Annotated in this window: 26 protein-coding genes and 1 pseudogene; 15 read left to right on the top strand and 12 right to left on the bottom strand. The window is 73.5% G+C overall.

The genetic code is table 11. The features are described 5' to 3' along the window. Window positions 1–53: 53 nt before the first annotated feature. Window positions 54–674 carry an O-methyltransferase gene (locus ABT023_RS10505; RefSeq protein ID WP_350883865.1) on the bottom strand — a complete coding sequence of 207 codons (621 nt, stop codon included), beginning with the start codon at window positions 672–674 and terminating at the stop codon, window positions 54–56. Between the two features lie 281 nt (window positions 675–955). On the opposite strand from ABT023_RS10505, the gene ABT023_RS10500 reads away from it, so the two are divergent. Together ABT023_RS10500 and ABT023_RS10495 are read left to right on the top strand one after the other, a co-directional pair. Next, window positions 956–2,290: a S1C family serine protease gene (locus ABT023_RS10500; RefSeq protein WP_350883863.1), complete on the top strand. Its 1,335-nt coding sequence runs from the start codon at window positions 956–958 to the stop codon at window positions 2,288–2,290. 72 nt (window positions 2,291–2,362) lie between these two features. Further along, a complete protein-coding gene (locus ABT023_RS10495) occupies window positions 2,363–2,776 on the top strand; it encodes a twin-arginine translocase TatA/TatE family subunit (RefSeq protein WP_350883861.1) in 414 nt (137 codons plus the stop codon). A gap of 92 nt (window positions 2,777–2,868) precedes the next feature. Here the strand turns inward: ABT023_RS10495 and ABT023_RS10490 are convergent, their stop codons facing one another. The 3 genes and pseudogenes from ABT023_RS10490 to ABT023_RS10480 form a co-directional block, all read right to left on the bottom strand. Continuing rightward, window positions 2,869–4,017, bottom strand: a complete 1,149-nt coding sequence (locus tag ABT023_RS10490; RefSeq protein WP_350883859.1) for an Mrp/NBP35 family ATP-binding protein — start codon at window positions 4,015–4,017, stop codon at window positions 2,869–2,871. Window positions 4,018–4,365: 348 nt separating this feature from the next. Beyond that, window positions 4,366–4,947: pseudogene (locus ABT023_RS10485) on the bottom strand (DUF1003 domain-containing protein); the annotation flags it as partial. Next, entirely contained in the window at window positions 4,940–6,223 is a 1,284-nt protein-coding gene (locus ABT023_RS10480) for a magnesium transporter MgtE N-terminal domain-containing protein (protein ID WP_350883857.1), read from the bottom strand. The pseudogene ABT023_RS10485 and the gene ABT023_RS10480, both read right to left, overlap by 8 nt. A 33-nt stretch (window positions 6,224–6,256) precedes the next feature. On the opposite strand from ABT023_RS10480, the gene ABT023_RS10475 reads away from it, so the two are divergent. Continuing rightward, window positions 6,257–7,126: a PhzF family phenazine biosynthesis protein gene (locus ABT023_RS10475; protein ID WP_350883855.1), complete on the top strand. Its 870-nt coding sequence runs from the start codon at window positions 6,257–6,259 to the stop codon at window positions 7,124–7,126. Between the two features lie 105 nt (window positions 7,127–7,231). Next, window positions 7,232–7,765: a hypothetical protein gene (locus ABT023_RS10470; RefSeq protein WP_350884011.1), complete on the top strand. Its 534-nt coding sequence runs from the start codon at window positions 7,232–7,234 to the stop codon at window positions 7,763–7,765. 59 nt (window positions 7,766–7,824) lie between these two features. Here ABT023_RS10470 and ABT023_RS10465 read toward each other — a convergent pair whose 3' ends face one another. Next, window positions 7,825–8,523 (bottom strand): HAD family hydrolase, encoded by a 699-nt coding sequence (locus tag ABT023_RS10465; protein ID WP_350883853.1) that lies wholly within the window; start codon window positions 8,521–8,523, stop codon window positions 7,825–7,827. A gap of 108 nt (window positions 8,524–8,631) precedes the next feature. Here ABT023_RS10465 and ABT023_RS10460 point away from each other — a divergent pair, with 108 nt between their 5' ends. Together ABT023_RS10460 and ABT023_RS10455 are read left to right on the top strand one after the other, a co-directional pair. Beyond that, entirely contained in the window at window positions 8,632–9,603 is a 972-nt protein-coding gene (locus ABT023_RS10460) for a DMT family transporter (RefSeq protein WP_350883851.1), read from the top strand. 88 nt (window positions 9,604–9,691) lie between these two features. Further along, a complete protein-coding gene (locus ABT023_RS10455; RefSeq protein WP_350883849.1) occupies window positions 9,692–11,851 on the top strand; it encodes an APC family permease in 2,160 nt (719 codons plus the stop codon). 34 nt (window positions 11,852–11,885) lie between these two features. On the opposite strand, the gene ABT023_RS10450 is transcribed toward ABT023_RS10455, so the two are convergent. Further along, complete coding sequence (locus ABT023_RS10450) at window positions 11,886–12,713, bottom strand: SDR family NAD(P)-dependent oxidoreductase (RefSeq protein ID WP_350883847.1); 828 nt, start codon at window positions 12,711–12,713, stop codon at window positions 11,886–11,888. Between the two features lie 132 nt (window positions 12,714–12,845). Between ABT023_RS10450 and ABT023_RS10445 the strand changes: the two genes are divergently transcribed. Then, on the top strand, window positions 12,846–13,802 hold the full coding sequence (locus ABT023_RS10445; RefSeq protein ID WP_350883845.1) for an HpcH/HpaI aldolase/citrate lyase family protein: 957 nt from the start codon (window positions 12,846–12,848) through the stop codon (window positions 13,800–13,802). 49 nt (window positions 13,803–13,851) lie between these two features. Here the strand turns inward: ABT023_RS10445 and ABT023_RS10440 are convergent, their stop codons facing one another. Next, window positions 13,852–14,361 (bottom strand): DUF4190 domain-containing protein, encoded by a 510-nt coding sequence (locus ABT023_RS10440; protein ID WP_350883843.1) that lies wholly within the window; start codon window positions 14,359–14,361, stop codon window positions 13,852–13,854. A gap of 186 nt (window positions 14,362–14,547) precedes the next feature. Here ABT023_RS10440 and ABT023_RS10435 point away from each other — a divergent pair, with 186 nt between their 5' ends. Then, on the top strand, window positions 14,548–15,384 hold the full coding sequence (locus ABT023_RS10435; RefSeq protein WP_396669867.1) for an SDR family NAD(P)-dependent oxidoreductase: 837 nt from the start codon (window positions 14,548–14,550) through the stop codon (window positions 15,382–15,384). Window positions 15,385–15,408: 24 nt separating this feature from the next. Here ABT023_RS10435 and ABT023_RS10430 read toward each other — a convergent pair whose 3' ends face one another. Then, entirely contained in the window at window positions 15,409–15,858 is a 450-nt protein-coding gene (locus tag ABT023_RS10430; protein ID WP_350883839.1) for a DUF4190 domain-containing protein, read from the bottom strand. Window positions 15,859–16,032: 174 nt separating this feature from the next. Here ABT023_RS10430 and ABT023_RS10425 point away from each other — a divergent pair, with 174 nt between their 5' ends. Further along, window positions 16,033–17,229, top strand: a complete 1,197-nt coding sequence (locus ABT023_RS10425; RefSeq protein WP_350884009.1) for an acyl-CoA dehydrogenase family protein — start codon at window positions 16,033–16,035, stop codon at window positions 17,227–17,229. Between the two features lie 25 nt (window positions 17,230–17,254). Here the strand turns inward: ABT023_RS10425 and ABT023_RS10420 are convergent, their stop codons facing one another. Beyond that, window positions 17,255–17,662: a CoA-binding protein gene (locus ABT023_RS10420; protein ID WP_350883838.1), complete on the bottom strand. Its 408-nt coding sequence runs from the start codon at window positions 17,660–17,662 to the stop codon at window positions 17,255–17,257. Between the two features lie 271 nt (window positions 17,663–17,933). Between ABT023_RS10420 and ABT023_RS10415 the strand changes: the two genes are divergently transcribed. Continuing rightward, window positions 17,934–18,353 carry a thiol-disulfide oxidoreductase DCC family protein gene (locus ABT023_RS10415; RefSeq protein WP_350883835.1) on the top strand — a complete coding sequence of 140 codons (420 nt, stop codon included), beginning with the start codon at window positions 17,934–17,936 and terminating at the stop codon, window positions 18,351–18,353. Here the strand turns inward: ABT023_RS10415 and ABT023_RS10410 are convergent. The 3 genes from ABT023_RS10410 to trxA form a co-directional block, all read right to left on the bottom strand. Next, entirely contained in the window at window positions 18,317–19,255 is a 939-nt protein-coding gene (locus tag ABT023_RS10410) for an MFS transporter permease (protein ID WP_350883833.1), read from the bottom strand. The genes ABT023_RS10415 and ABT023_RS10410 overlap by 37 nt on opposite strands. After that, window positions 19,252–19,692, bottom strand: a complete 441-nt coding sequence (locus ABT023_RS10405) for a hypothetical protein (RefSeq protein WP_350883831.1) — start codon at window positions 19,690–19,692, stop codon at window positions 19,252–19,254. The genes ABT023_RS10410 and ABT023_RS10405 overlap by 4 nt, the downstream gene beginning before the upstream one ends. 154 nt (window positions 19,693–19,846) lie before the next feature. Next, window positions 19,847–20,209, bottom strand: a complete 363-nt coding sequence (trxA, locus tag ABT023_RS10400) for a thioredoxin (protein WP_350883829.1) — start codon at window positions 20,207–20,209, stop codon at window positions 19,847–19,849. Window positions 20,210–20,757: 548 nt separating this feature from the next. On the opposite strand from trxA, the gene ABT023_RS10395 reads away from it, so the two are divergent. The 5 genes from ABT023_RS10395 to ABT023_RS10375 all read left to right on the top strand — a co-directional run bounded on the left by ABT023_RS10395 (window position 20,758) and on the right by ABT023_RS10375 (window position 23,711). Further along, window positions 20,758–21,273, top strand: coding sequence for a MaoC family dehydratase (locus tag ABT023_RS10395; protein WP_350883827.1), 516 nt, complete (start codon window positions 20,758–20,760; stop codon window positions 21,271–21,273). A 71-nt stretch (window positions 21,274–21,344) separates the two neighbouring features. Beyond that, window positions 21,345–21,881 (top strand): hypothetical protein, encoded by a 537-nt coding sequence (locus ABT023_RS10390; RefSeq protein ID WP_350883825.1) that lies wholly within the window; start codon window positions 21,345–21,347, stop codon window positions 21,879–21,881. A gap of 77 nt (window positions 21,882–21,958) precedes the next feature. After that, window positions 21,959–22,582: a TrmH family RNA methyltransferase gene (locus ABT023_RS10385; protein WP_350883823.1), complete on the top strand. Its 624-nt coding sequence runs from the start codon at window positions 21,959–21,961 to the stop codon at window positions 22,580–22,582. A gap of 158 nt (window positions 22,583–22,740) precedes the next feature. After that, window positions 22,741–23,436: a DUF6758 family protein gene (locus ABT023_RS10380; RefSeq protein ID WP_350883821.1), complete on the top strand. Its 696-nt coding sequence runs from the start codon at window positions 22,741–22,743 to the stop codon at window positions 23,434–23,436. A 116-nt stretch (window positions 23,437–23,552) separates the two neighbouring features. After that, window positions 23,553–23,711 (top strand): hypothetical protein, encoded by a 159-nt coding sequence (locus ABT023_RS10375; protein WP_165878125.1) that lies wholly within the window; start codon window positions 23,553–23,555, stop codon window positions 23,709–23,711. Window positions 23,712–23,716 lie beyond the last annotated feature (5 nt).

The following is a 23,716-nucleotide window of genomic DNA, read 5'->3' as shown; positions in this document are numbered from 1 at the left end:
CCGACCGGCCCGTGAGGCTCAGCGGCCGGCGGGGGTGAGCGGGCGGTGGCCGCTCAGCACTTGACCGCGGCGAGCAGGCCGTGCCCGACGGGGAGCAGCGCCGGCGTCCAGTGCTCGGACTCCCGGATCGCCTTGATCGTCTCCCGGGTGGTCACTGTCTCCACGTCCCGGGCGGCCGGGTCGCCGATCCGGCCGCCGGCCAGGGTGCCGTGCAGCGCGAGCACACCACCGGGGCGCAGCAGCCGCAGCGCCGCGTCCACGCAGGAGCTGAAGCTGGTGGCCTCGGTGTCGACGAAGACCAGGTCGTACGCGCCGTCGGCGAGCCGGGGGAGGACGTCCAGCGCCCGGCCGGTGATGATCCGGGTACGCCCGGCGGGGAAGCCCGCCTCGGCGAAGATCCGGCGGGCGATCCGCTGATGCTCCACCTCCACGTCGATCGTGGTGAGGACGCCGTCCACGCGCATGCCGCGCAGCAGCCACAGCCCGCTGACCCCGGTGCCGGTGCCGATCTCCACCACCGCCCGGGCGCTGCCGGCGGCGGCGAGCAGCCGCAGGGCCGCCCCCGCACCCGGGGTCACCGCGTCGAGGCCCACCTCGTGGGCGAGGCTGCGGGCGGTCCGCAGCACGAGATCCTCGGTGACGTACGACTCGGCGAACTGCAACGTCTGGAGCATCGAGCTGCCGGAACTGGCGGCCGTAGCGATGGGACACCTCCGTCAGGGGCGGGTTGGCGCTATGAGCCTAGAGGCGGGGCCGGACGGATGCAGCCGCGAGTCCGGTCTCGGACGATCATGTGGACGTGCCGGACGGGGGTTGCCGGCCGACGATCACCGACGGCAACCGCTGACTGCACGCGCGGCGTTCGTGTAATCCTGGATGCGGTATCCCCCGTCGTCGGGATCGGCCTCCCGTGCCGGTCCGAAGCGGGGGAGCCGGGGACGACTGGGAGGTCTACGTGACCGACGGCTGGGACTGGCGCCAGCCCGGGGGAACTCCGACGCCGGCGGGCCCGCCGGGGGGCGGGGCGACGCCGGCGGGGTCCCCGAGGGCGTCCGGCGGCCCTCCGGGCGGCCCGACGAGTTCGCCCTGGTGGTCCGACGCGCTCACCGACCCGTGGCGGGACCCGTACGCCCCCGCGGCGGTGGTCGTGCCCGGCCCGGTCGGAGGCGCCGACGTCGAGCCGGAACGGGTCACCGACCCGGACGCGCCCGGCCGGCCGGCTCTGCGCCAGTTGCTGCTGATCCCGCTGATCACCGCGCTGCTCGCCGGCACCCTCGGTGGCGCCCTCGGGTACGTCTTCGCGGTGCGCGGCGGCGTGGCCGGCGGGACCGTGCTCGGCGCCGACGCCGCCGACCCGCCCGCGCTCGCCCAGCGCCGGCCGGAGTCGCTGGCCGGGGTCGCCGAGAAGATCCTGCCCAGCGTGGTGACGGTCCGGGTGGCCGGCCTGGGCGGCACCAGCGAGGGATCCGGCTTCATCGTCAGCACCGACGGACACGTGGTCACCAACGACCACGTCGTCGCCGGTGGCCCTGGCAAGGCGACGGTGGTCCTCAACGACGGCAGCACCGCCGCCGCCACCGTGGTCGGCCGGGACCCGGAGTCCGACATCGCGGTGCTCAAGGTGTCCCGTACCGGCCTGCGGCCGGTGCAGTTCGGCGACTCCGACGCACTCGCGGTCGGCGATCCGGTGCTGGCCGTCGGCTCGCCGCTGTCGCTGGCCAACACGGTGACCGCCGGCATCGTGAGCGCCGTGGACCGGACGATGCAGGCCGGCGAGCCCGGCGGCCCCACCCGCTACTACGCGGCCATCCAGACCGACGCCGCAGTCAACCACGGCAACTCCGGCGGCCCGCTGGTGGACGGGGCGGGGCGGGTGGTCGGGGTGAACTCGACGATCAAGTCGCTGGTGGCAGACGGCCAGGAGGCCGGCAACATCGGGCTCGCCTTCGCCATCCCGATCAACCAGGCGAAACGGGTCACCCAGGAGATCATCGGCACCGGCAAGGCCCGGCGCACGGTGATCGGCGCTCAGGTCGGCGGCGCCGGCGCGGCCGGCGGCGGCGCGGGCGGCGTACGGCTGGCGGCGGTGGAACCGGCCGGCCCGGCGGCCGGGGCCGGGCTGCGGGCGGGGGACGTCATCCTGCGGCTCGACGGCCGCCCGATGGCCGACTCCACCGACCTGATCGCTCTGGTGCGGAAGTTCGCCCCGGGGTCGGTGGTGACCGTGGAGTATCGACGTGGGTCGAACCGGCAGAACGCGTCGGTGACCCTCGCCGCGGACGCCAAGTGAGACCCGTTACCCCCTCCCGGTCGGGCGTCCGACGTGCGTAGTCTTGGCTGACGCCGACGAGGAGGCCCAGCCGTGTTCGACAACCTGAACTGGTGGGAGATCGGTGCGCTGCTGCTCCTGGCGCTGCTGATCTTCGGTGACCGGCTGCCCGTCGTGATCAACGACGGGCTGCGGATGGTCCGCAACCTGCGCGCCATGGCCCGCAACGCGACCGGCGACCTGAGCCGCGAGTTGGGCACCGACATCCAGCTCGAGGACCTGCACCCGAAGGCGTTCATCCGCAAGCACCTGCTCAGCGAGGAGGACGAGCAGGCGATCCGGAAGCCCCTCCAGGGCGTGTACGACAACCTGCGGGCGGACGTCACCGGCGTGCACGACGACCTCAAGGACGTGGCCGCCTCGGTGGACCTGCGGACGAAGACCCCTGGTGGTTCCGCCGCGACGGCCCCCGCCCCCCGCACGGCCAGCTACGACGACGCCACCTGACTGACCGGCCCGTTCCGGGCTGGGAGCCGAACGGGGGCGGCGTGCCCCGTACGGGAGCGCGCCGCCCCCGCTCGATACGAGGGGTGGCCGGGTCAGCGGCCGGCGGGCTTGAGGCCGAGCGGCTTGCCGAGCAGGGACTCCCGCCGCACCGCCAGCCGGTCGGCGACCCCGTTCAGGGCCTTCGCCGCCGGCGACTCCGGCTCGGCCAGCACGATCGGGTTACCGGCGTCGCCGGACTCCCGGACCCGGGTGTCCAGCGGAATCTGACCCAGCAGCGGCACCTGGGCGCCGATCGTCCGGGTCAGCGACTCGGCGACCGCCTCGCCGCCGCCGGAGCCGAAGACCTCCATCCGGGTGCCGTCGGGCAGCTCCAGCCAGGACATGTTCTCGATCACGCCGACCACCCGCTGGTGGGTCTGCACCGCGATCGCGCCGGCCCGCTCGGCCACCTCGGCGGCGGCGGCCTGCGGGGTGGTCACCACCAGGATCTCCGCGTTCGGCAGGAGCTGGGCCAGCGAGATGGCCACGTCGCCGGTGCCCGGGGGCAGGTCCAGCAGGAGCACGTCCAGCTCGCCCCAGTAGACGTCGGCCAGGAACTGCTGCAACGCCCGGTGCAGCATCGGGCCGCGCCACACCACGGCGTCGTTGCCGGGGGTGAACATGCCGATCGAGATGACCTTCACGCCGTGCGACTGCGGCGGCATGATCATGTCCTCGACGCGGGTGGGCCGGGCGTCCGTGCCGAGCATCCGGGGCACCGAGTGTCCGTAGATGTCGGCGTCCACCACGCCCACCGACAGGCCCCGGGCGGCCAGCGCGGCGGCCAGGTTGACCGTGACGCTGGACTTGCCCACGCCGCCCTTGCCGCTGGCCACCGCGTACACGCGGGTGCGGGAGCCGGGCTGGGCGAACGGGATCACCGGCTCCGCGGCGGCACCGCCGCCCCGCAGCTTCGCCTGGAGACCCTGGCGCTGCTCGGGGCTCATCACCCCGAACTCGATCTCCACCCCGGTCACCCCGGGCACCGCGCCCACGGCGGCGGTGATGTCGGTGCGCAGCTTGTCCTTCAGCGGGCAGCCGGCCACGGTGAGCAGCAGCTCGACCCGGACCACGCCGTCGTCGCCGACCTGGGCGGAGCGGACCATGCCGAGATCGGTGATGGGCCGGCGGATCTCCGGGTCGTCGACGGTGGCCAGGGCGGCCTGGATGGCGTCCTCGACGGTGCTGACGGGTGCTGACATGCCCGCAATGCTACGTCGGGGGCGATCCGTGCCGGCCGCCGCCGGGACCGGTGTGAGCGAATCGATGGCCCCGCCGGCCACCGCTCCGGGCCCGCCGGCCGGAGGGTGGCTCCGCCCGACTTCCCCAGGCCTGCTGGCTCCCGGCCGGAGCGCTCCCGATCCGGCCCGTCAGCGTTCCCGGGCCGGGCCCTCCGGGCGGCCGTACCGGGCGAAGTCGCCGTCCAGCTCGTCGATCGGCTCGTCGAGCGGCTCCCCGGCCCCACGCAACTCCCCGGCCCCAAGCGTTTCCCCGGCCTTGGGCGCCTCCCCGGCCTCCCGCTCATCGGGCCCACGAGCCTCTCCGGAACCACGAGGCTCCCCGCGATTACGTCGTTCTCCGCGGGCGCGGGGCTCCCCGGCCCCGTGGGGGGCCGGCTTGTCCTGCTGCCGGCGCTCCAGTCGTTGCCGGCGCTGGGTGGCCTCGTCCAGCTCCTCGGCCAACCGGGCCAGCTCCGAGCGGAGGAAGTCCCGGGTCGCCACCTCGCCCAGCGCGATCCGCAGCGCGGCGACCTCCCGGGCCAGGTACTCCGTGTCCGCCTTCTGCATCGTCGCCCGGCGCCGGTCCTCCTCCATCCCCACCCGGTCCCGGTCCGTCTGCCGGTTCTGCGCGAGCAGGATCAGCGGTGCCGCGTACGAGGCCTGGAGGGAGAGCACCAGAGTCAGGAAGGTGAAGGTGTACGGGTCGAAACGCAGGTCCACCGGGGCCAGCGTGTTCCAGACGAACCAGGCGGCGATCACCACCGTCATGTAGACGATGAAGTTGGCCGTGCCCATGCCCCGGGCGATCCCCTCGGACCAGCGGCCGAACGCCTCTGGGTCGAACCGGGGCAGCTTCGCCCTCCGGGGCTCGCGCGGCTGGTCCAGCCGCTCGGCCCGACGCTGCTCACTCATCCGCGCCGTCCAGCACCACGGGCGCGCTCGGGGCGGGCTCGGCACCCCGGTCCCGCCAGTCGCGCGGCAGCGAGTGGTCCAGCACGTCGTCGACCGTGACCGCGCCGACCAGCCGGTTGTTCCGGTCCACCACCGGCATGGCGACCAGGTCGTAGGTGGCCATCCGGCGGGTGATCTCCGGCAGCGGGGTGTTCGCGCGCAGCGGGTCGATGTCGTTGACCACCACCCCGCCGAGCAGGTCGGCCGGCGGCTCGCGGAGCAGCCGTTGGAAGTGCACCATGCCCAGGTAGCGGCCGGTCGGGGTGGTCATCGGCGCGCGGGTCACAAAGACCTGGGCGGCCACCGCCGGGGAGAGCTGCTCCTCCCGGATCCGGGCGAGGGCCTCGGCGACCGTGGCGTCCGGGGGCAGGATCACGGGCTCCGAGGTCATCACACTGCCGGCCGTGCCGGAGGTGTACTTCAGCAACTGGCGTACCGGGTCGGCCTCGTTCGGCTCCATCAGGTCGAGCAGCATGTCCTGCTCGGGCGGGGGTAGCTCGTTGAGCAGGTCGGCGGCGTCGTCCGGGTCCATCTCCTCCAGCACGTCCGCGGCCCGCTCCCGGTCCAGCGCGGCGAGGATCTCCACCTGGTCGCGCTCGGGCAGTTCGCTGAGCACATCGGCCAGCCGCTCGTCGTCCAGCGCCGCCGCCACCTCGTTCCGTCGGGCGTCGGGCAGGTCCTGGAGGGCGTTGGCCAGGTCGGCCGGTCGCATGTCCTCCAGTACGGCGAGCAGGTTCGCCGTGCCCCGGTTCTCACCGATGCCACTGAGGCCGCGTACCCGGTCCCAGTCGACCTGCTGGAGTTGGCCACGGCGGCTGAGCCGGCCGGTGTGTTCGCGGACGGCCACCCGGCTCAGCGACCACTCGCCGCCCCGGCTGCACTCCATCGCCACGTCGACCACCGCGCCCGGCTGGCCGCCCGGGTCGATCTGCACCCGCCGGTCCAGCAGTTCCTGGAGCACCAGCAGCTCGTTGGGGCGCTTCTCGAACCGGCGCAGGTTGAGGGTGCCCGTGCCGAGCACCACCGCGTCGGCGTCGATGGAGGTGATCCGGTTGATGGACAGGAAGATCCGCCGGCGCATCGGCATCTCCGCCACCAGACCCACGACCTCGGGCGGGCGCTGGGTCGGCCGGATCCGGGCGACCGCGTCCCGTACCCGTCCCACCTGGTCGCCGTTCGGGTCGAAGACGGCGACTCCGGCGAGTCGGGCGATGTAGACCCGGTTCGGCGTGCTCACGGGCACCAGCCTAAGCGCCTACTGTTTATCAACATGTCGACCTTGGCGTACGAGATCGTGGACGTCTTCACCGACCGCCCTTTCGCCGGTAACCCGCTGGCCGTGGTGTTCGGTGCCGAAGGGCTGGCCACCGAGCAGATGCAGGCGCTCGCGCTGGAGTTCAACCTGTCCGAGACGGTGTTCGTGCTGCCTCCCACGCGGGTCGGGGTCACCTACCGGGCGCGGATCTTCACCCCCACCGGCGAGCTGCCGTTCGCCGGGCACCCCAGCGTCGGCGCGGCGGTGACCGCGAGCCGGCGCGGGATGTTCGGGGTGGGGCAGGTCACCCAGGAGTGCGGGGCGGGGGTGCTGCCGATCGAGGTGACCGCGACCGGGGCGACGCTGACCGGTGGCATTCCCACCCTCGGCCCCGAGCTGGACCTGGAGCCGCTGCTGGAGATGACCGGCCTGAGCGCCGCCGACCACGCCGGCCCGGCCCCCCGGGTGGCCGGCTGCGGGCTGGAGTTCCCGTACCTGCCGGTGCGGCCGGACGCGGTGGCCCGCGCCCGGGTCAACACGGCGGCGGCGGAGCGGTACGGGATCGAGCATGTCAGCGTCTTCTCCTGGGAGGCCGACTCGCAAACCGCACACGCCCGGGTGTTCGTGCCCGGGCACGGCGTCTCGGAGGACCCGGCGACCGGGTCGGCCGCCCTCGGGCTCGGGGTGTGGCTGGTCGCCAGCGGCCTGCTGCCGGGCGACGGCCGTTCCTCCTACGCCGTCCGGCAGGGTGCCGAGATCAACCGTCCGTCCTTCCTGGCCTGCACGGTCACGGCGGCCCATGGCGCCGCGGTCGGTGCCACGGTGACCGGCGACGTGATGGCGGTGGCCCGCGGCGAGATCGCCGTCCCGCCCTTCGTCGGCTGAGCGGCGCGCAGTGCCCGCGGTCGACGCTCGGTGGGTGCGGTGCCGGCCCGGCGGGCCGGCAAGATGCGAACCGTGGTGGCGGTGCGGTCGCGCCGGCCCGAGGACATGCGGGAGGATGCCGGGGTGACGGACGAGGTGGACGAGCGGGTCGCGACGCCCCTGGTCGACGAGGCGGTGAAGAAGGCCGCCGTCGCCTGGGTGGGCGTCGCGGGAGAGCCTGCGCGGGCGCTGTGGTGCGTACCGTTCGAGGGGTCGCTCCTGGTGGTGAGCGGTCCCGGCGAGCAGGCGGCACCCGGCCTGGCCGAGGCAGCCGAGGCACAGGTCGTCCTGCGTGGCGACCACGGCGGGCGGATCGTCGCCTGGCCGGCCCGGGTGGCCCGGGTGACTCCCGACAGCGAGGAGTGGACGGCCCTGGCCCCGACGGTGGCCGCCAAGCGGCTGAACGCCCCCGGCCCCACGGCCGACCTGGTCCGGCGGTGGGCTGCCGAGGGCTGCGCCCTGGTCCGGCTGGTCCCGACCGGCGAGCCCACAGCCGGCGACCGGCTCCCGGACTCCTCGCTCGCTGAGCCGCCCCGACCGGCCCCGGTGGTCCGGGTCACTCGCAGGCCGTTCCGCCTGCACCGGGTCCGCCGCCGCTGAACCGCCCCCGCTTGCCGCAGCGGGGCACTGCCAGCAGGTCAGGGCGGCCGTATTACAGGTCAGGCCGGCACGGCGGCCGGGTCGACCAGGTCGATGACCTCGGTCAGCGAGCGGAGCACGGGCCCGGTCCAGTCCGGCTCGGCGTCGAACACCATGTGCTCGGCCAGGTCCGGGGCAGCCAGCCGCACCGCCGTCAGGCCCGCCTGCTCCGCGCCGGTGAGCTCCCGGCTGCCCCCGTCGCCGACGTACAGGCAGTCGGTTGGCGGCAGCCCCAACAGCCGGCACGCGGCCAGGTAGAGCGCCGGGTCGGGCTTGCAGCGACCGAGCTCCACCGAGAAGACCCGTACGTCGAGCAGCGGGTCGACGGCCAGCTGGGGCAGGAACGCCGGCAGCTCGTGGGTGCAGTCGCTGACCAGCCCGGTGCCCAGGCCGCGCCGGCGCAGCGCCTCCAGCACGGGCACCGCCTCGTCGCGCAGCCGGGTGTCGGCCCGGACCGCCCGGTGCCGGGACCGGACCGCCGCGCGCAGCGCGCTCTCCGGCGGGTCCACCCCGGCCTGGTCGCAGACCCAGCGCAGGGTCGCCCGGGCGTCGCCGAACCGCCCGCTGGCGCGCTCGTAGTAGCTGCGGTCGAGCACGGCGGCGAGCGCCTCGACCGGGCAACCGAGCAGTTCGGCGGTGGACCGGTGGGCCGTGCCGCGCTGCACGGAACGGGTGAGTGTGCCGAAGAAGTCGAACAGCACCGCGTGAAAGACGGGCATGGGGAGGTGCCTCCGGGCGTCGAGGGGGAGGGTCGCCGACGGAATTCCATGATCGTAACCGGACAATGACGTTCTGTGCTGTCCCGTGCCGTGTGAGGATCGCTTCCCGTGTCCGTACCCCCGCAGCCCCGCCCGCCGGTCGACGCGCCGACCGTCGGCGTCGTCGCCCTGGCCGTCGTCGCGGTCTCCTCGTCCGCGCCGCTGGTCGCCTTCGCGGCCGCGCCGGCCCTGGCGATCGCCTTCTGGCGGAACCTGCTCTCGGTCGGCGTGCTCGGCCCGTTCGCGCTGGCCCGGCGGCGGGCCGAGTTCCGGGCGCTGACCGTCGGCGTGGGCCGGCGCGAGGGCTGGTACTGCGTGTTCTCCGGGGTCGCGCTGGCCGCCCACTTCGCCACCTGGATGCCGAGCGTCCGACTCACCTCCGTGGCCGCGGCCACCGCCCTGGTCGCCACTCAACCGGTCTGGCAGGGGCTGATCGCCCGTGGCCAGGGGCACCGGCTGCCGGCGGCGGTCTGGGCCGGCATCGGGGTGTCGGTCGGCGGCGCGGCGCTCGCCTCGGGGGCCGACTTCGGCGTCTCCGGCCCGGCGTTCGCCGGCGACCTGCTCGCGCTGGTCGGCGGCATGTTCGCCGCGGTCTACACCGCCCTCGGGGAGCGGGCCCGCAGGGCGGTCAGCACCACCACGTACACCACCGTCTGCTACGGGGTGTGCGCGTTGTTCCTGCTGGCGGTCTGCCTGGTCGGCGGGGTGCGGCTGGGCGGCTGGGACGCGGGCACGTGGCTGGCGATCCTCGCCCTGGTGGGCGGCGCACAGCTCCTCGGCCACTCGATGTTCAACTACGCGCTGCGCCGGATCCCGGCGACCACGGTCAGCGTGCTGATCCTGCTGGAGGCCCCCGGGGCCGCCCTGATCGCCTGGGCCTGGCTCGGCCAGCTCCCCCGGGCCACCGCGCTGCCCGGGCTCGCGCTGCTGCTGGTGGGCGTGGTCGTGGTGGTGCTCGGTGGGGCGCGCGCCGGCCGCGGGGTCGTTCCCACCCCGCTGCCGGCCGACGCGACCCCGCTCGCCGAGCGTCCGCCGGCCTGACGCCACGTACTTTCCGCGGCGAGTGTCGCGGTTCCGCCCGCCCCGGGGCACCTTCTCGGCGACAGTGCGAGGGGAGAGGGGCGGTGGGATGGGCGAAGGCGGTGGGGAGGGGACGGTCGTCACCCCGGCGGCGGAGTTCCCGGCTCTGGGGCCGGAGGAGCTGGGATCGCTGCGGCGGATCGGGGACCGGTGGCAGGTGACCCGGCGGGACCGGCCGGGGCCGGCGGGTGAACTGCCGGTGGACCCGACCCTCGGGCGGTACCGCCGCCGGCCCGCCCCGAGCCGGTTCGGCCGGCTGGCGCCGATCGAGATGTTCCAGGTCGGGGAGCCCGACGAACTGGTCGCCACCGAGCCGGCGAACCTGCCCGGCTCCCACCTCGGTCGCGGCCTCGCCCGGCTCCGCCGGGGGGCGCTCGGGCCGCCGCTGGCCAGCTCCGCCGTGCTGTACGAGCGGATGCGCAAGCTGGTCGCCCTGCCGGTGCTCTCCTCCGACCTGCTCAGCTCGGTGGCGTACGGGCCGGAGGCGATGCTGACCGTGCTGGCGCTGGCCGGCAGCACCGCGCTCGGGCTGTCGCTGCCGCTGGCCGCGCTGCTGGTGGTACTGATGATCATGGTCGGAGTGTCCTACCGGCAGACCATCCCGGCCTATCCGCACGGCGCCGGCTCGTACATCGTCGCCGGTGACAACCTGGGGGCCGGGGCGGGGCTGGCCGCGGCCGCCGGGCTGATGGTCGACTACGTGCTGACCGTGTCGGTGTCGATGGCCGCCGGCATCCACGCCGTCACCTCGGCCCTGCCGGGGCTCACCGGGCTCACCGTTCCGCTCGGTGTGCTGATGATCGCGGTGCTGCTCGCCGGCAACCTCCGGGGCGTGCGTACCGCCGGGAACATCTTCGTGCTCCCCACGTACGCCTTCGTCGTCGCGCTGCTGGCGGTGCTCGGCGTCGGCTTCCTCCGGGCGGCCGGCCGGGGGTTCGCGGCGCTGCCGCCGCCGGACGTGCCGGTGGCCGAGGGGTTGGGCCTGCTGCTGGTGCTGCGGGCGTTCTCCTCCGGGGCGGTGTCGATGACGGGCATCGAGGCGGTGTCCAACGCGGTTCCGGCGTTCCGGCCGCCGGAGTGGCGCAATGCGCGCACCACCCTGAGCTGGATGGTCGCCATGCTGGTGGTCCTGTTCGCCGGCATCGTCGTGCTGATCCACCTGAACGGCCTGGCACCCAGGCCGGGGGAGACGCTGCTGTCCCAGCTCGCTCGGAGCAGCTTCCCCACCGGCCCCTGGTACGCCCTGGTGCAGGCGGCCACCGCGCTGATCCTGCTGCTGGCCGCGAACACCGCCTTCAACGACTTTCCCCGGCTGCTGTTCTTCATGGCCCGGGCCGGGCACGCCCCGCGCCGGTTCCTGCACATGGGCGACCGGCTGGCGTTCGGCAACGGCCTCGTGGCGCTCTCCGTGACGGCGGCGCTCGTCTTCCTCGCCTTCGGCGGGCACACCGAGGCGCTGATCCCGCTCTACGCGGTCGGGGTGTTCCTGGCGTTCACCCTCTCCCAGGCCGGGATGGTGGTGCACTGGCGGCGTCGGCGCGGGGCGCGCTGGCGTCGTCGGCTGGTGGTCAACGCGTTCGGCGCGACGCTGTCCGGGTTGGTCCTGCTGACCGCCGCGGTCGCCAAGTTCGCCGAGGGCGCCTGGGTGGTGGTCGTCGCCGTGCCGCTGCTGGTGCTGCTCTTCCACCGGGTACAGCGGCACTACCGGCGGCTGGACGGGGCACTGGCGCTGCGCCCGCCCGGAGGTTCCCCGGCGTCCTCCGGGCCGTCCCTGCCGGCCGAGGGGCAGGAGGTGCCACAACAGATCCAGCACCTGGTGGTGGTGCCGGTGGCCCGGCTCAATCGGGCCTCGCTGCGCGCCCTCGCGTACGCGGCGTCGCTCGGGCAGCCGACCCTGGCGGTGCACCTCGCCCCGAACGAGGAGGAGGCCGACCGGTTCCGTGGCCAGTGGGAGGCGTGGGGGGACCACCTGCGGCTGGAGACGATCGTGTCGCCGTACCGGGCGGTGATCGGCCCGCTGGCCCACTACCTGGAGGCGCTGCACGCCTCCAGGGCCGACCTGGTGCTCACCGTGATCGTGCCCGAGGTGGTGCTGCGCCACCCCTGGCACCGGCCGTTGCACAGTCAGGTGGAGCGGCGGCTGCGCCGGGCGTTGCGGGAGCTGGCCGGGGTGGTGGTGACCAGCGTCCCGGTGCACCTGCCCGGGTGAGGCGGGCGCGACCGGCGCCGCGTGGCTGGGTGGGCTACCCGGCGTCGACGCCGACCGCCTCCGCGCTGGCCGTCCAGAGGCGGGCGGCGAGCCGCGGGTCGGCGGCCTTGCGCAGCGGTCGGCGGGGCCGCCGGTCGGCGTAGTAGCCGCCGGACGTCAGCCTGGCCGGCTCCTGGTCGGCGAGCCAGACCAGCGTCTCGGCGCCCTGCTCCGGGCTGCGGAACGGCATGAGCCGCATGCCCAGGGCCACCAGCCGGCTGTCCGCGCCGAACCGGGTCCGCACCACCCCCGGGTGGAAGCAGTACGCGGGGATCTCCGGCCAGCGCCGGGCCGCCTCGGCGGTGAACAGGATGTTCGCCTGCTTGCTGGTGCCGTACGCGCGCATCGGCCGGTAGCCGCGCAGCGTGGCGTTGAGGTCGTCCGGATCGAGTACGCCGCTGCGGTGCGCCCCGGAGGCGGTGACCACCAGCCTGCCGACCCGATCCCGTAACAGGGTGCTGAGCAGGAACGGGGCGAGGTGGTTGGCCTGCATCGACAGCTCGAACCCGTCGATCGTGGTGACCGGGCGCAGCACGATCGCTCCGGCGTTGTTGGCCAGCACGTCGATCCGGTCGTACGCGGCACGCAGCCGTTCCGCCAGCCCTCGCACGTCGTCGAGGACCGCGAAGTCGGCCCGGAACAGTTCGGGCCGCTCGCCGCTGGCGTCCCGCACCCGGTCGCCGGCTGCCTGGAGGCGGGCCGGGTCCCGGCCGACCAGTGCCACCTGGTCGCCGCGGCGCGCCAGGTCCACGGCGGCGGCCAGCCCGATGCCGGAGCTGGCTCCGGTCACCACCACGATCCGACGCCCAGTGAGATCTTCCACAGGTCCATTCACCCCGGTCACGGCACGAGGTTACCGTGGCGTCACAAGCACCTTTGCGATCGTTAAGTCCGCCGGCGCGGCGGGCCCCGTCAGCCCGTCGGCCGGTCCGCCGACGCGGGAAGGAGCGCATCCATGGCCGCTGTCGGTCGTCCTCGCCGATCCTGCCTCGCCGTGCCCGGTTCCAGCGTCAAGATGCTCGGCAAGGCCCAGGGCCTCCCCGCCGACCAGGTCTTCCTGGACCTGGAGGACGCGGTGGCCCCGCTGGCCAAGCCGGACGCGCGCAAGAACATCGTGGCCGCGCTCAACGAGGGCGACTGGGCCGGCAAGACCCGGGTGGTCCGGGTCAACGACCTCACCACCCCGTGGACGTACCGGGACGTGATCGAGGTCGTCGAGGGTGCCGGCGCCAACCTGGACTGCGTGATGCTGCCGAAGGTGCAGAACGCCGCCCAGGTGCAGTGGCTGGACCTGACGCTCACCCAGATCGAGAAGACCCTCGGCCTCCAGGTCGGCCGGATCGGCATCGAGGCGCAGATCGAGAACGCCGCCGGCCTGGTCAACGTCGACGCCATCGCCGCCGCTTCGCCCCGGGTGGAGACCATCATCTTCGGGCCGGCCGACTTCATGGCCTCGATCAACATGAGGTCCCTGGTGGTGGGCGCGCTCATCCCCGAGTACCCGGGCGACCCGTACCACTACATCCTGATGCGCATCCTGATGGCCGCCCGGATGCACGACAAGCAGGCCATCGACGGCCCGTTCCTGCAGATCCGGGACGTCGACGCGTTCCGCGAGGTGGCCGGGCGGTCGGCCGCGCTGGGCTTCGACGGCAAGTGGGTGCTGCACCCCGGGCAGATCGACGCCGCGAACGAGGTCTACTCGCCGGCCCAGGCCGACTACGACCACGCGGAGCTGATCCTCGACGCGTACGAGCACTACACCTCGGAGGCGGGCGGCCGGCTCGGCGCGGTGATGCTCGGCGACGAGATGATCGACGAGGCGTCCCGCAAGATGGCCCTGGTGATCGCGGCCAAGGGGCGCGCGGCTGGGCTGACCCGCACCTCCAGCTTCACGCCCCCAGCGGGGTGAGCCGGTGCCGCCCCGGCGCGCGGGGCGGCACCGTAGCGCCGGCCCAGCGTCAGTAGCTGCTGCTGCTCGTGCTGCCCGCGTAGATCGCGATGCCGATCATCACGATGTAGAAGATGATCCCCAGCACTATCAGGCCGGTGAGGATCCAGCCGACGATGATGGCCGCCTTCGCCATCCCCTCCCCGCCCTCGCCGGTCTGCCGGATCTGCTTCTGGGCGACGTGACCCATGATCGCGCCGACCGGCGCGGTGATGCAGGACGCGATGCCGACCAGGGCGAGCACCAGTGCCGCGATGGCCAGGCCGTTGGTCCTCGGCGGCTGCGGGTACCCGTACCCGGGGTAGCCGGCCGGCGGGTAGCCGGGGGGTGCGTAGCCGGGCACGGCGTACGGGTCGGCGGCGGCAGGCGCGGGCTGCCCCGACTTCATTCCCGCGTACGGGTCGACAGGCGCGTACGGGTCCGCGCCCGTCGGCTGACCGCTGACCGGCAGGGTGGGGTCGACGGGCGGGGTGGACGGCTGGGACCAGGGGTCGGTGCCGGACGGCGGCGGATATGTCATCGGTTCTCTCCGTCTGTCGAGGGTGCGCGGTCAGGGTAGCCAGGCCCGCCCAGAATGGGCGTCCCCGTTACCGGGTGCCGCGTTGCCCGGCGGGGGCGTAGCGGGCAGGATCTCGGCATGGCAGCAGACGCGCGGTCCGCGGACCGTTCCGGTAGCCGACCGCGGCGGGACGCGAGCCGGCCGGGCCTGGCCCGGCGCGGCCGGGCCACCGCCGCGACAGCCCCGGCCGACCAGGACGCCCCGGCACCGCTGGCCGACCCCGTCACCATGCGGCTCGACGGCAGGGTCGCCCTGGTCACCGGGGCCGGCAGCCCCGACGGCATCGGGTACGCCACGGCCCGTCGGCTGGCCGACCTGGGCGCCCGGGTGGCCATCGTGTCCACCACCCGGCGTATTCACGAACGGGCCGGCGAGCTGGGGGTAACCGGGTTCGTCGCCGACCTCACCGACGAGTCGGAGGTCGGGGCGCTCGCCGACGCGGTCGCCGAGCAACTCGGCGACGTGGAGGTGCTGGTCAACAACGCCGGCCTGGCCAGCCGGGCCAGCCCCGAGGTGCTGCGCCCGGTGGCCCAGCTCAGCTACGCGGAGTGGCACGGCGAGATCGAGCGGAACCTGACCACCGCGTTCCTGTGCAGCCGCGCGTTCATCGGCGGGATGGCCGAGCGCGGCTGGGGGCGGATCGTCAATTTGGCGGCCACCGCAGGCCCGGTCAACGCCCTGCCCACCGAGGCGGCGTACGCCGCCGCGAAGGCGGGCGTGGTCGGTCTGACCCGGGCGCTGGCGATGGAGATGATCGCCGACGGGGTGACGGTGAACTCGGTGGCCCCGGGGACCATCCACACGGCCGCCTCCACGGTGGCGGAGATCCGGCAGGGGCTCGGCACCCCGGTGGGCCGTCCCGGCACCCCGGACGAGGTGGCCGCCGCGATCGCGTTCCTCTGCTCGCCCGCCGCGTCGTACATCACCGGGCAGATGCTGGTGGTGGACGGCGGGAACAGCGTGCGGGAGGCTCAGTTCCGCTGACCCGCTCCGGGCTGTGGCCGGGCGTCAGTTGTAGGAGCTGCCGCCGCCGGAGCTGCCCCAGATCGTCAGCGCCATCCAACCGCAGCAGGCCAGCAGGCCGACCGCGGTGAAGAGGTAGCCGAGGACCAGGCCCCAGGTGGCGAGCTGGTCGCCCTCCTCGCCGGTGCGCCGGAGCTGCCGCTTGGCCACGTGCCCGAACACGATGGCGGCAGGCGGGAAGACGAACGCGAAGACCAACGACAGCACGGCGAGGATGTTCGTCGCCCGGCCGGACGGCGGCTGGCCGGGGTACTGCCCTGGCTGGCCGTACGGTCCTGGCTGGCCGTACTGCCCGTAACCCGGGGTGGGTGGGCCGTACTGGCCCGGTCGCCCGTACTGCTCGTATCCCGGGGGCGGGCCCGACTGGCCGGGCTCGCCGGGCGGTGGCTCGTACGGCGACGGCGGCTGGTCCGGATCCGGCGGTGGATAACTCATTCGGCCCCTCCCGCGCACCCTTGGTGACCTGCCCTGTTGCGGACGCTACCCGCAGCGGTGAACCTTTTCACAGCGGTTGTGTGGACAGGTTGCCTTGGCCTCGCCGGCCGGGAGGCCGATACTGACCGAGCGTTCAGTTACCCATGAGTAATGCGCCGATCCCCGGAGGCTGAGATGGCCCGACTCGCCCAGACGCCCGGCCTGACCGACGTGCAGCGGTCGATCCTGGAAACCGTCCGGGAGTTCGCCGACAAGGAGATCATCCCGCACGCGCAGCGGCTGGAGCACGCCGACGAGTACCCCACCGACATCCTCGACGGGATGCGCGAGATGGGGCTGTTCGGCCTGACCATCGCCGAGGAGCACGGCGGGCTCGGCGAGTCCCTGCTGACCTACGCCCTGGTGGTCGAGGAGCTGTCCCGGGGCTGGATGTCGATCTCCGGCATCGTCAACACCCACTTCATCGTGGCGTACCTGATCTCCCAGCACGGCTCGGCCGAGCAGCAGGCCCGGCTGCTGCCGCGAATGGCGACCGGCGAGGTGCGCGGCGCGTTCTCCATGTCCGAGCCCGAGTGCGGCTCCGACGTCTCGGCGATCAAGTCGAGGGCGGTCCGCGACGGCGACAACTACGTTTTGAACGGCCAGAAGATGTGGCTGACCAACGGGGCGTACTCCTCGGTGGTGGCGACCCTGGTCAGGACCGACACCGGCGCCGACTCGGTGTACGGCAACATGAGCACCTTCCTGCTGGAGAAGGAGCCCGGCTTCGGCGAGACCGCGCCCGGCCTGACCATTCCCGGCAAGATCGACAAGATGGGCTACAAGGGGGTCGAGACCACCGAGATGGTCCTCGACGGCGTCACCGTCCCCGCCGCCACCGTGCTCGGCGGACCGGACAAGGTCGGCCGCGGCTTCTACCAGATGATGGACGGCATCGAGGTCGGCCGGGTCAACGTCGCCGCCCGTGCCTGCGGCATCTCCGTCCGCGCCTTCGAGCTGGCCGTCGCGTACGCCCAGCAGCGGAAGACCTTCGGCCAGCCGCTGGCGAAGCACCAGGCGATCGCCTTCAAGCTCGCCGAGATGGGCACGAAGATCGAGGCCGCGCACGCCCTGATGGTCAACGCCGCCCGGCTCAAGGACGCCGGCCAGCGCAACGACGTCGAGGCCGGGATGGCCAAGCTGCTCGCCTCCGAGTACTGCGCCGAGGTGGTCCAGGAGGCGTTCCGCATCCACGGCGGCTACGGCTACTCCAAGGAGTACGAGATCGAGCGGCTGATGCGGGAGGCCCCGTTCCTGCTCATCGGCGAGGGCACCTCGGAGATCCAGAAGACGATCATCTCGCGTGGCCTGCTCAAGGAGTACAAGCTCTGACCGGCCCGGTCGGGGCGACGCCTGATCAGGGCAGGCGGGTCAGGCCTGCGGCGGCGCGCTCGACGATGAGGCAGCGGTCCTCGACATAGTCGATTCCGGCCTCCTCGGCGATCCGCCGCGCCTCCGGCGAGACGATCCCCAACTGCAACCAGACCGCGGGCGCGCCGATCGCCACCGCCTCACGGACCACCCCGACCGCGTCCCGGGCCGGGCGGAACACGTCGACCAGGTCGACCGGGTGCGGGATGTCGGCCAGCGACGCGTACGCCCGCTCGCCGAACAGCTCGTCGACGGTCGGGTTGACCGGGATGATCCGCCAGCCGTGCCGTTGCATCTGCGCCGGCACCCGGTGCGCGGCCTTGCTCGGGTCGCGGGACGCGCCCACGACGGCGATCACGGCGGAATCGGCGAGGATCTGCTGAGCGGTACGCACCCGCCGACTCTATCCCCGCCGCTCGCCCTCGTCCGCGAGCGCGCTACGCAGCCGGGCGTGCTCCTGCGGCGGGTCGGACGGGTCGCGCCGGGCAGCGCCGGCGGCAGGGGTGGAGCCGCCGGCGCTGCCCGCTCGGAACCGCCCTCGTCCGGGGGAGCGGAGAGGTCGTTCCAGCGCATGGCCATCATTCGAACACGTGTACGAAAGAAGCGCAAGTGACCTACCGGACACCGGAACCCCGGCGGTCACCCGGCCGGGGGAGGATGGAGTCATGGAGACGTCGACCTTCGTCTACGACGGCGACTGCGCGTTCTGCACGAAGTGCGCCCAGTTCATCGAGCACCGCATCCCCACCGGGGCGCGGGTGCTGCCCTGGCAGTTCGCCGACCTCGACGCGCTGGGCCTGACGGAGGCCGAGTGCGAGGAGGCCGTGCAGTGGGTCGGCGCGGACGGCTCCCGGGCCGCCGGCCCGGACGCGATCGCCAGGCTGCTCGGCGACAGCGGTCCGCTCTGGCGGGTGGCCGGGGCCGGCCTGCGGTTCCCGCCGGTCCTCGCGGCGGCCCGGCCGGTGTACCGCTGGGTGGCCCGCAACCGGCACCGGCTGCCGGGCGGTACCGCCGCGTGCTCGCTGCCCCAGGAGGCGCGGGAGCGGCTCTACGGCCCGGCCGGCCGACCCACCACGGACGCCTGACCCGGCGCGGCCGCGGCCGGGGCGGTCGGGACCGCCTGCGCCGGCTCCGACCCGCCGGTCCCGCGCGGGCCGGATCGGCGAAGCCCGCCGAGCCGACGGGCCCAGAGCACCGGGCGCACCCGCTCCAGCGGTAGGAAGCCGGCCATCGCCACCAGGTGCGGCGCGAACGAGATGGTGATCGTCGCCATGGTGACCAGGTGGAACGAGTAGAAGAAGCCGATCATGGCCTGCCGCCAGCGTTCGGAGAGCAGGAAGACCACCGGGCTGAGCAGCTCGAAGGCGAGGATGCCGAACTGCGCCACGAGCAGCAGGTACGGCACCCCGGCGATCAGGTCGGCCAGGTCGGTGCCGCGCCGGATGATCGCCCGCGCCAGCACCGAGCCGGTGGCCCAGTCGAGCCCGCCGAACCGGAACTTGGCGAACGCGGCCAGAAAGTACGTGCAGATCACCGCGATCTGGGTGACCCGCAGCGCCCAGCCGCCGGCCTCGGTGCGCGTCGGGTCGCCGTGCCGGGCCCGCCCGGCGGCGGGGAGCACGGCGAGCGCGACGAGCAGGCCGAACCGGTCGTGGTCGACCTTGCCGTAGCTCATCGCGATGATCATCCACTCCAGGTAGAGCGCGAAGACCGACCAGCCGAGCAGGCGGTGGGCGCGCCCGGTCGCGGCGAGCGCGGCGAGGAGCAGCAGGACCCAGAAGATCGTGGCGACCAGCGCCGGGGTGGGGGTGGGCAGCGGGAGCGCCCGCCCGACGAGCAGTGGCTGGTACAGCTCGCCGGGCACGCTGGCCCGGGTGCGCACCCAGGGGGTGAAGAACACCAGGTCGGCGGCCACGAAGAGATAGATCAGGGTGCGGAAGGCGGCCACCCGGCCGCGCGGGACCGCCTCGGTCAGCCAGCCGATCACCGTTCCGCCTGCCAGCTGACCACCGTCTCGTCGGCCCAGCGGCCGGTCGGCCGGCCGTCCTCGATGCCGTACCAGCGGATCACGATGCGCACCTCGACGAGCCCGGCGGCGCCGGGGTGACGCTCGGCGTACGCGTCGGCGACCTGGCGCAGCCGGTCCGGCTCGGCGACGTACCGGCTCTGCTGGCCCTCGATCTCGGCGCGGCGGATGCCGGTGGCGTCCTGGCCCAGGTCGACCACCGCGCCGGTGCGGTCCACGCCCTCGACGCGGGTGTCCGGGGCGGGGGCGTCGGGCGGGTCCGAGGTGGAGTACATCCGGAACGGGCCGAACGGGAAGTGGTCGTCGCTGCCCCAGGCCGTGCCGGCGAGCAGCACGGCGAGGCCGAGCGCGGTCGCGCCCAGCCGGACCGCCCGGCCACGCCGGGTCAACGTCTCCATCGGTTCAGGACCATACGGGATGGATCGGCTGGCAGGGGTCCCTCCGTCGGCCGGTCGGCACCGGCCGTACCGGTACTTTCCGCCCGCCCGGCGACGGCCCTACCCGGGACGCGACGACGGCCGGGCCCAGGGCCCGGCCGTCGCGATGGTCGGTTCAGTGGTTGTGCTCGGCCAGCTTCTTGCGGACGTCGTCCATGTCGAGGCCCTGAACCTGCTCGATGAGGTTCTCCAGGGCGGACTCGGGCAGGGCGCCGGGCTGGGAGAAGACGATCACGCCGTCCCGGATCGCCATGATCGTCGGGATGGAGCGGATGTCGAACTTGGCGCCCAGTTCCTGCTGCGCCTCGGTGTCGACCTTGCCGAAGACGATGTCCGAGTGTTTCTCCGAGGAGCGCTCGTAGACCGGGGCGAACCGCTTGCACGGGCCGCACCACTCGGCCCAGAAGTCGACGAGGACGATGCCGTCACTGCCCGCCACCTCGTCGAAGTTCCCCGTGGTCAGCTCAACGGTTGCCATTTGCACTCTCCGATCACCGCGGAATCAACTACGCCTCCTGGAACCAGGACGGGTGCCCACGAATTCCCGGCCGGCCGGTGCCGAAACCCGCAGGCCGGGTGGGGAGGGGGCCCAGGGCATCGACCCGCATCTGTCGCCTCCGGCTTGCGGCGTGCACATGCACGACGCATTTGCGTGACGAGCCGTGATGGGAGCGTTTCCATGACCGTCCGGCCAGGCGGTGGCGCTGCGTCGGTGATCTGATGCCTGACTAGCGCCGATCCGACCTGCGGAGATCGCTCCGGAACCGGTTGGCAGTCACGCAGAGTATTGTTACGAAAAGATAAATGTGACGTCGGTCTCTGTTCGTTCGGCACCTCCGTACGGCAGAATCTGTCGCATCAGAGCGTGGGCGGCGGGTGCCGGGGAGGGCCCCGCCGCTCATTGCGTCTCCCCCCAAGTGCCGCCGCCGGTGTGACATTTCCTCGGCCGGTCGGCCTCGGCCCTCGCCTTAACACTCGATAAGGCATGCTGGCCCGAACTCCGTCGCCGCCGTGAAGGGGAAGTCGATGCAGTTCGGCCGCTACTACGAGGAGTTCGAGGTCGGCGCGGTCTACCGGCACTGGCCGGGCAAGACCGTCACCGAGTACGACGACCACCTCTTCTGCCTGCTCACCATGAACCACCACCCCCTGCACCTGGACGCCCACTACGCCCAGTCGGCGAGCCAGTTCCAGCGCAACGTGGTGGTCGGCAACTACATCTACTCCCTGCTGCTCGGCATGTCCGTCCCCGACGTCAGCGGCAAGGCCATCGCCAACCTCGAGGTCGAGTCGCTGCGGCACGTGGCCCCGACCTTCCACGGCGACACCATCTACGGCGAGACCACCGTGCTGGACAAGCGCGAGTCCGGCTCGAAGCCCGACCGGGGGGTCGTCTCCGTGGAGACCCGCGGTTACAAGCAGGACGGCACCATGGTCTGCGTCTTCCGCCGCCGGGTGATGGTCCCCAAGCGGGAGTACGCGGCCAACGCCGTCGCAGAGGGCGTCGACCCGGAGCGGCCGAGTTTCCCCGAGCCGCGCTGACCCTCCCGTCCGGCATCGGGCCCCTCCCGCCGTCTTCCGCGGGTTGGGGCCCTTTCCCTGGTCGGAGGCTTATGCTGGCGCCGGAGGTCCCCATGAGCCACTCCGTCGCCGGAGAGCCGCCCTCTGCCGGCCGCCGCGCCGCACCGCTGACCACCGCCGTCTACTCCGCCGCCGAGTGGGACCTGCTGACCGGGCTGCCCGGCCGCGTGCTCGTCGCCGCCGCCACGCCCGCCCCCGGACGCCCGGCGCGGGGCGTCGTCGCCGGGCTCGCCGGCCTGGACGCCGTGGCGGCGGGCCGTGCCTCCGACAGCGACCTGGTCCGTGCCGTGGTGGCCGTCATCTACGCCCGGCACGACGGGGCACCCGCCCCGGCCGGCCGGCTCACCGACCTCGTCGATCTGCTGGCCGCCTGCCGGGCCTCGGTGCGGGTGCTGCGCCGCCGGGCCGACCCCGCCGACTCGGCCGCGTACCGGCAGTGGGTGCAGTCGGTGGCGGCCCGGGTCTGCCGGGTCACCGTCGGCGGGGTCCCGGCCCCGGCGGACGTGCCCACCGCTCCGGCCGACCGGCGCTTCCTGGACCGGCTCTGCGGTGCGCTCGACTTGGGCTGATCAGGCCGCTGTCCCCGCCGGCCCCGCGGGCACCCCACGGCCGGCGGGCGGCGGGCGGACCGTACCCTCTTCAGACCGTGACGGGTGACCAGCTCGAAGTCGGCGTGGGGCCGTGGCCCGGCGACCGGCCGGACGACCCCCGGTACGACCCGGAGTTGCTGGCCGAGGGCGACCGGCGCAACGTGGTGGACCGGTACCGGTACTGGCGGCGGGAGGCCGTGGTCGCCGACCTCGACCGGCGCCGGCACGACTTCCACGTGGCCGTCGAGAACTGGCAGCACGACTTCAACATCGGCACGGTGGTGCGCAACGCCAACGCCTTCCTCGCCGCCGAGGTGCACATCGTCGGGCGGCGGCGGTGGAACCGGCGGGGTGCCATGGTGACCGACCGGTATCAGCACGTCCGGCACCACGAGACGATCGACGAGTTCGTCGCCTGGGCGGTGGGGCGGGACCTGCCGGTGGTCGGCATCGACAACCTGCCCGGCTCCCGACCGCTGGAGACGACCACCCTGCCACGCCGCTGCGTGCTGCTCTTCGGCCAGGAGGGCCCGGGACTTTCCGAGACCGCCCGGGTGGCCTGTGACCAGCTCTTCTCGATCGCCCAGTACGGCTCGACCCGATCGATCAACGCCGGGGTGGCCAGCGGGATCGCGATGCACGCGTGGATCCGGGCCCACGCCGGCCCGCCGCCCGACTGAGCCGGTGTCCACACCGGTCCGCCGTCCGGATCCGGGGTGGGCGCCGGCCCGGTGACCCAGCGCCGCGGTCGGGCACGGTCGGTGGAATCCCGCCCCGACGCGCCGGGGAAACGGCCGCTCGACTTGACTGCCCCGCCGTCCGGGGCGACGGTGGAAACGTGAGTGTCACGGTGAGTTGTCCGAGGTGTGGTGGATCCGTGCGGGAGCCGGACCTCATGCACACCGAATGGCGGTGCCTGCGCTGTGGCCCGGTGCCGCCGTTGCACGTGCCCGAGCACATCGGCGCGGAGATCATGGCAAGCGTGGTGGACCGGGTCGCCGCCGCCGCGCCCGGGGCGGAGCCGGCCACGCCGGTGTGGTGCCCCTGGCCACTGCCGCCCGGCTGGACCCTGACGGGCGTGGCGTACGCCGGCGACGAGCGGACGGGGGTGCGGGCCACCGCGGTCGCCTGCGCCGGGCCCGAGCCGCTCGGCGGCGGCCCCGCCGATCTGGTCTTCGTGGCCGAGGAGCCGGGAGTGGGCCTGGGCACCCGGCTCGCCGGGCTGGCGGGCCCCGATCCGGGTCCGCAACTCGCCGAGGCGTTGAACGAACCCGGCCCCGGGCATCCGGAGCACATCGGACAGGCCAGGATCCGGGTGGCCGGCCATCCGACTCCACTGTGGCTCGTGAATTCCCCGACAGATCGAAGCGCGTACGCCGGCGAGGCTCGGGGAATGTGGCTTCATGCGATAGCCTGGCCGGCGAGTGCGGGGCATCTGCTCGCCGAGGACGTGGAGTTGCGCGACCTCACGGAGTGGACGCCGTCCGAGCTCGTGTACGGCGCACCGTCCCCGTACCTGCACGGGAAGGCCTGACAGTCTCCCGTTCTGTCGGGGAACGGACGCAAAGATTCACTGTACGACACCTTACTGATACTCTGGGTGCCGCTGCGGTAAATGGACCCGGCGCCAGCGCGAGAGGATGGCCCGCCATGGTCAAGAAGGTCCTCACCTGGGCCGGTATCGCATTCTTGATCTTCTTTGTCGCCTACCGGCCGAACTCAGCCGCAGACGTCTTCAAGTCGATCGGTGGCGGCATCATGGACATCGCCCAAGGCTTCGGCGACTTCTTCACCAGCCTCATCGCCTAGCCGCC

It is taken from the genome of Micromonospora sp. NPDC002296, assembly GCF_040296145.1.
Classification (GTDB): domain Bacteria; phylum Actinomycetota; class Actinomycetes; order Mycobacteriales; family Micromonosporaceae; genus Micromonospora.
The sequence above is the reverse complement of the archived record's forward strand: the minus strand, read 5'-3'. Positions and strand labels throughout refer to the sequence as shown.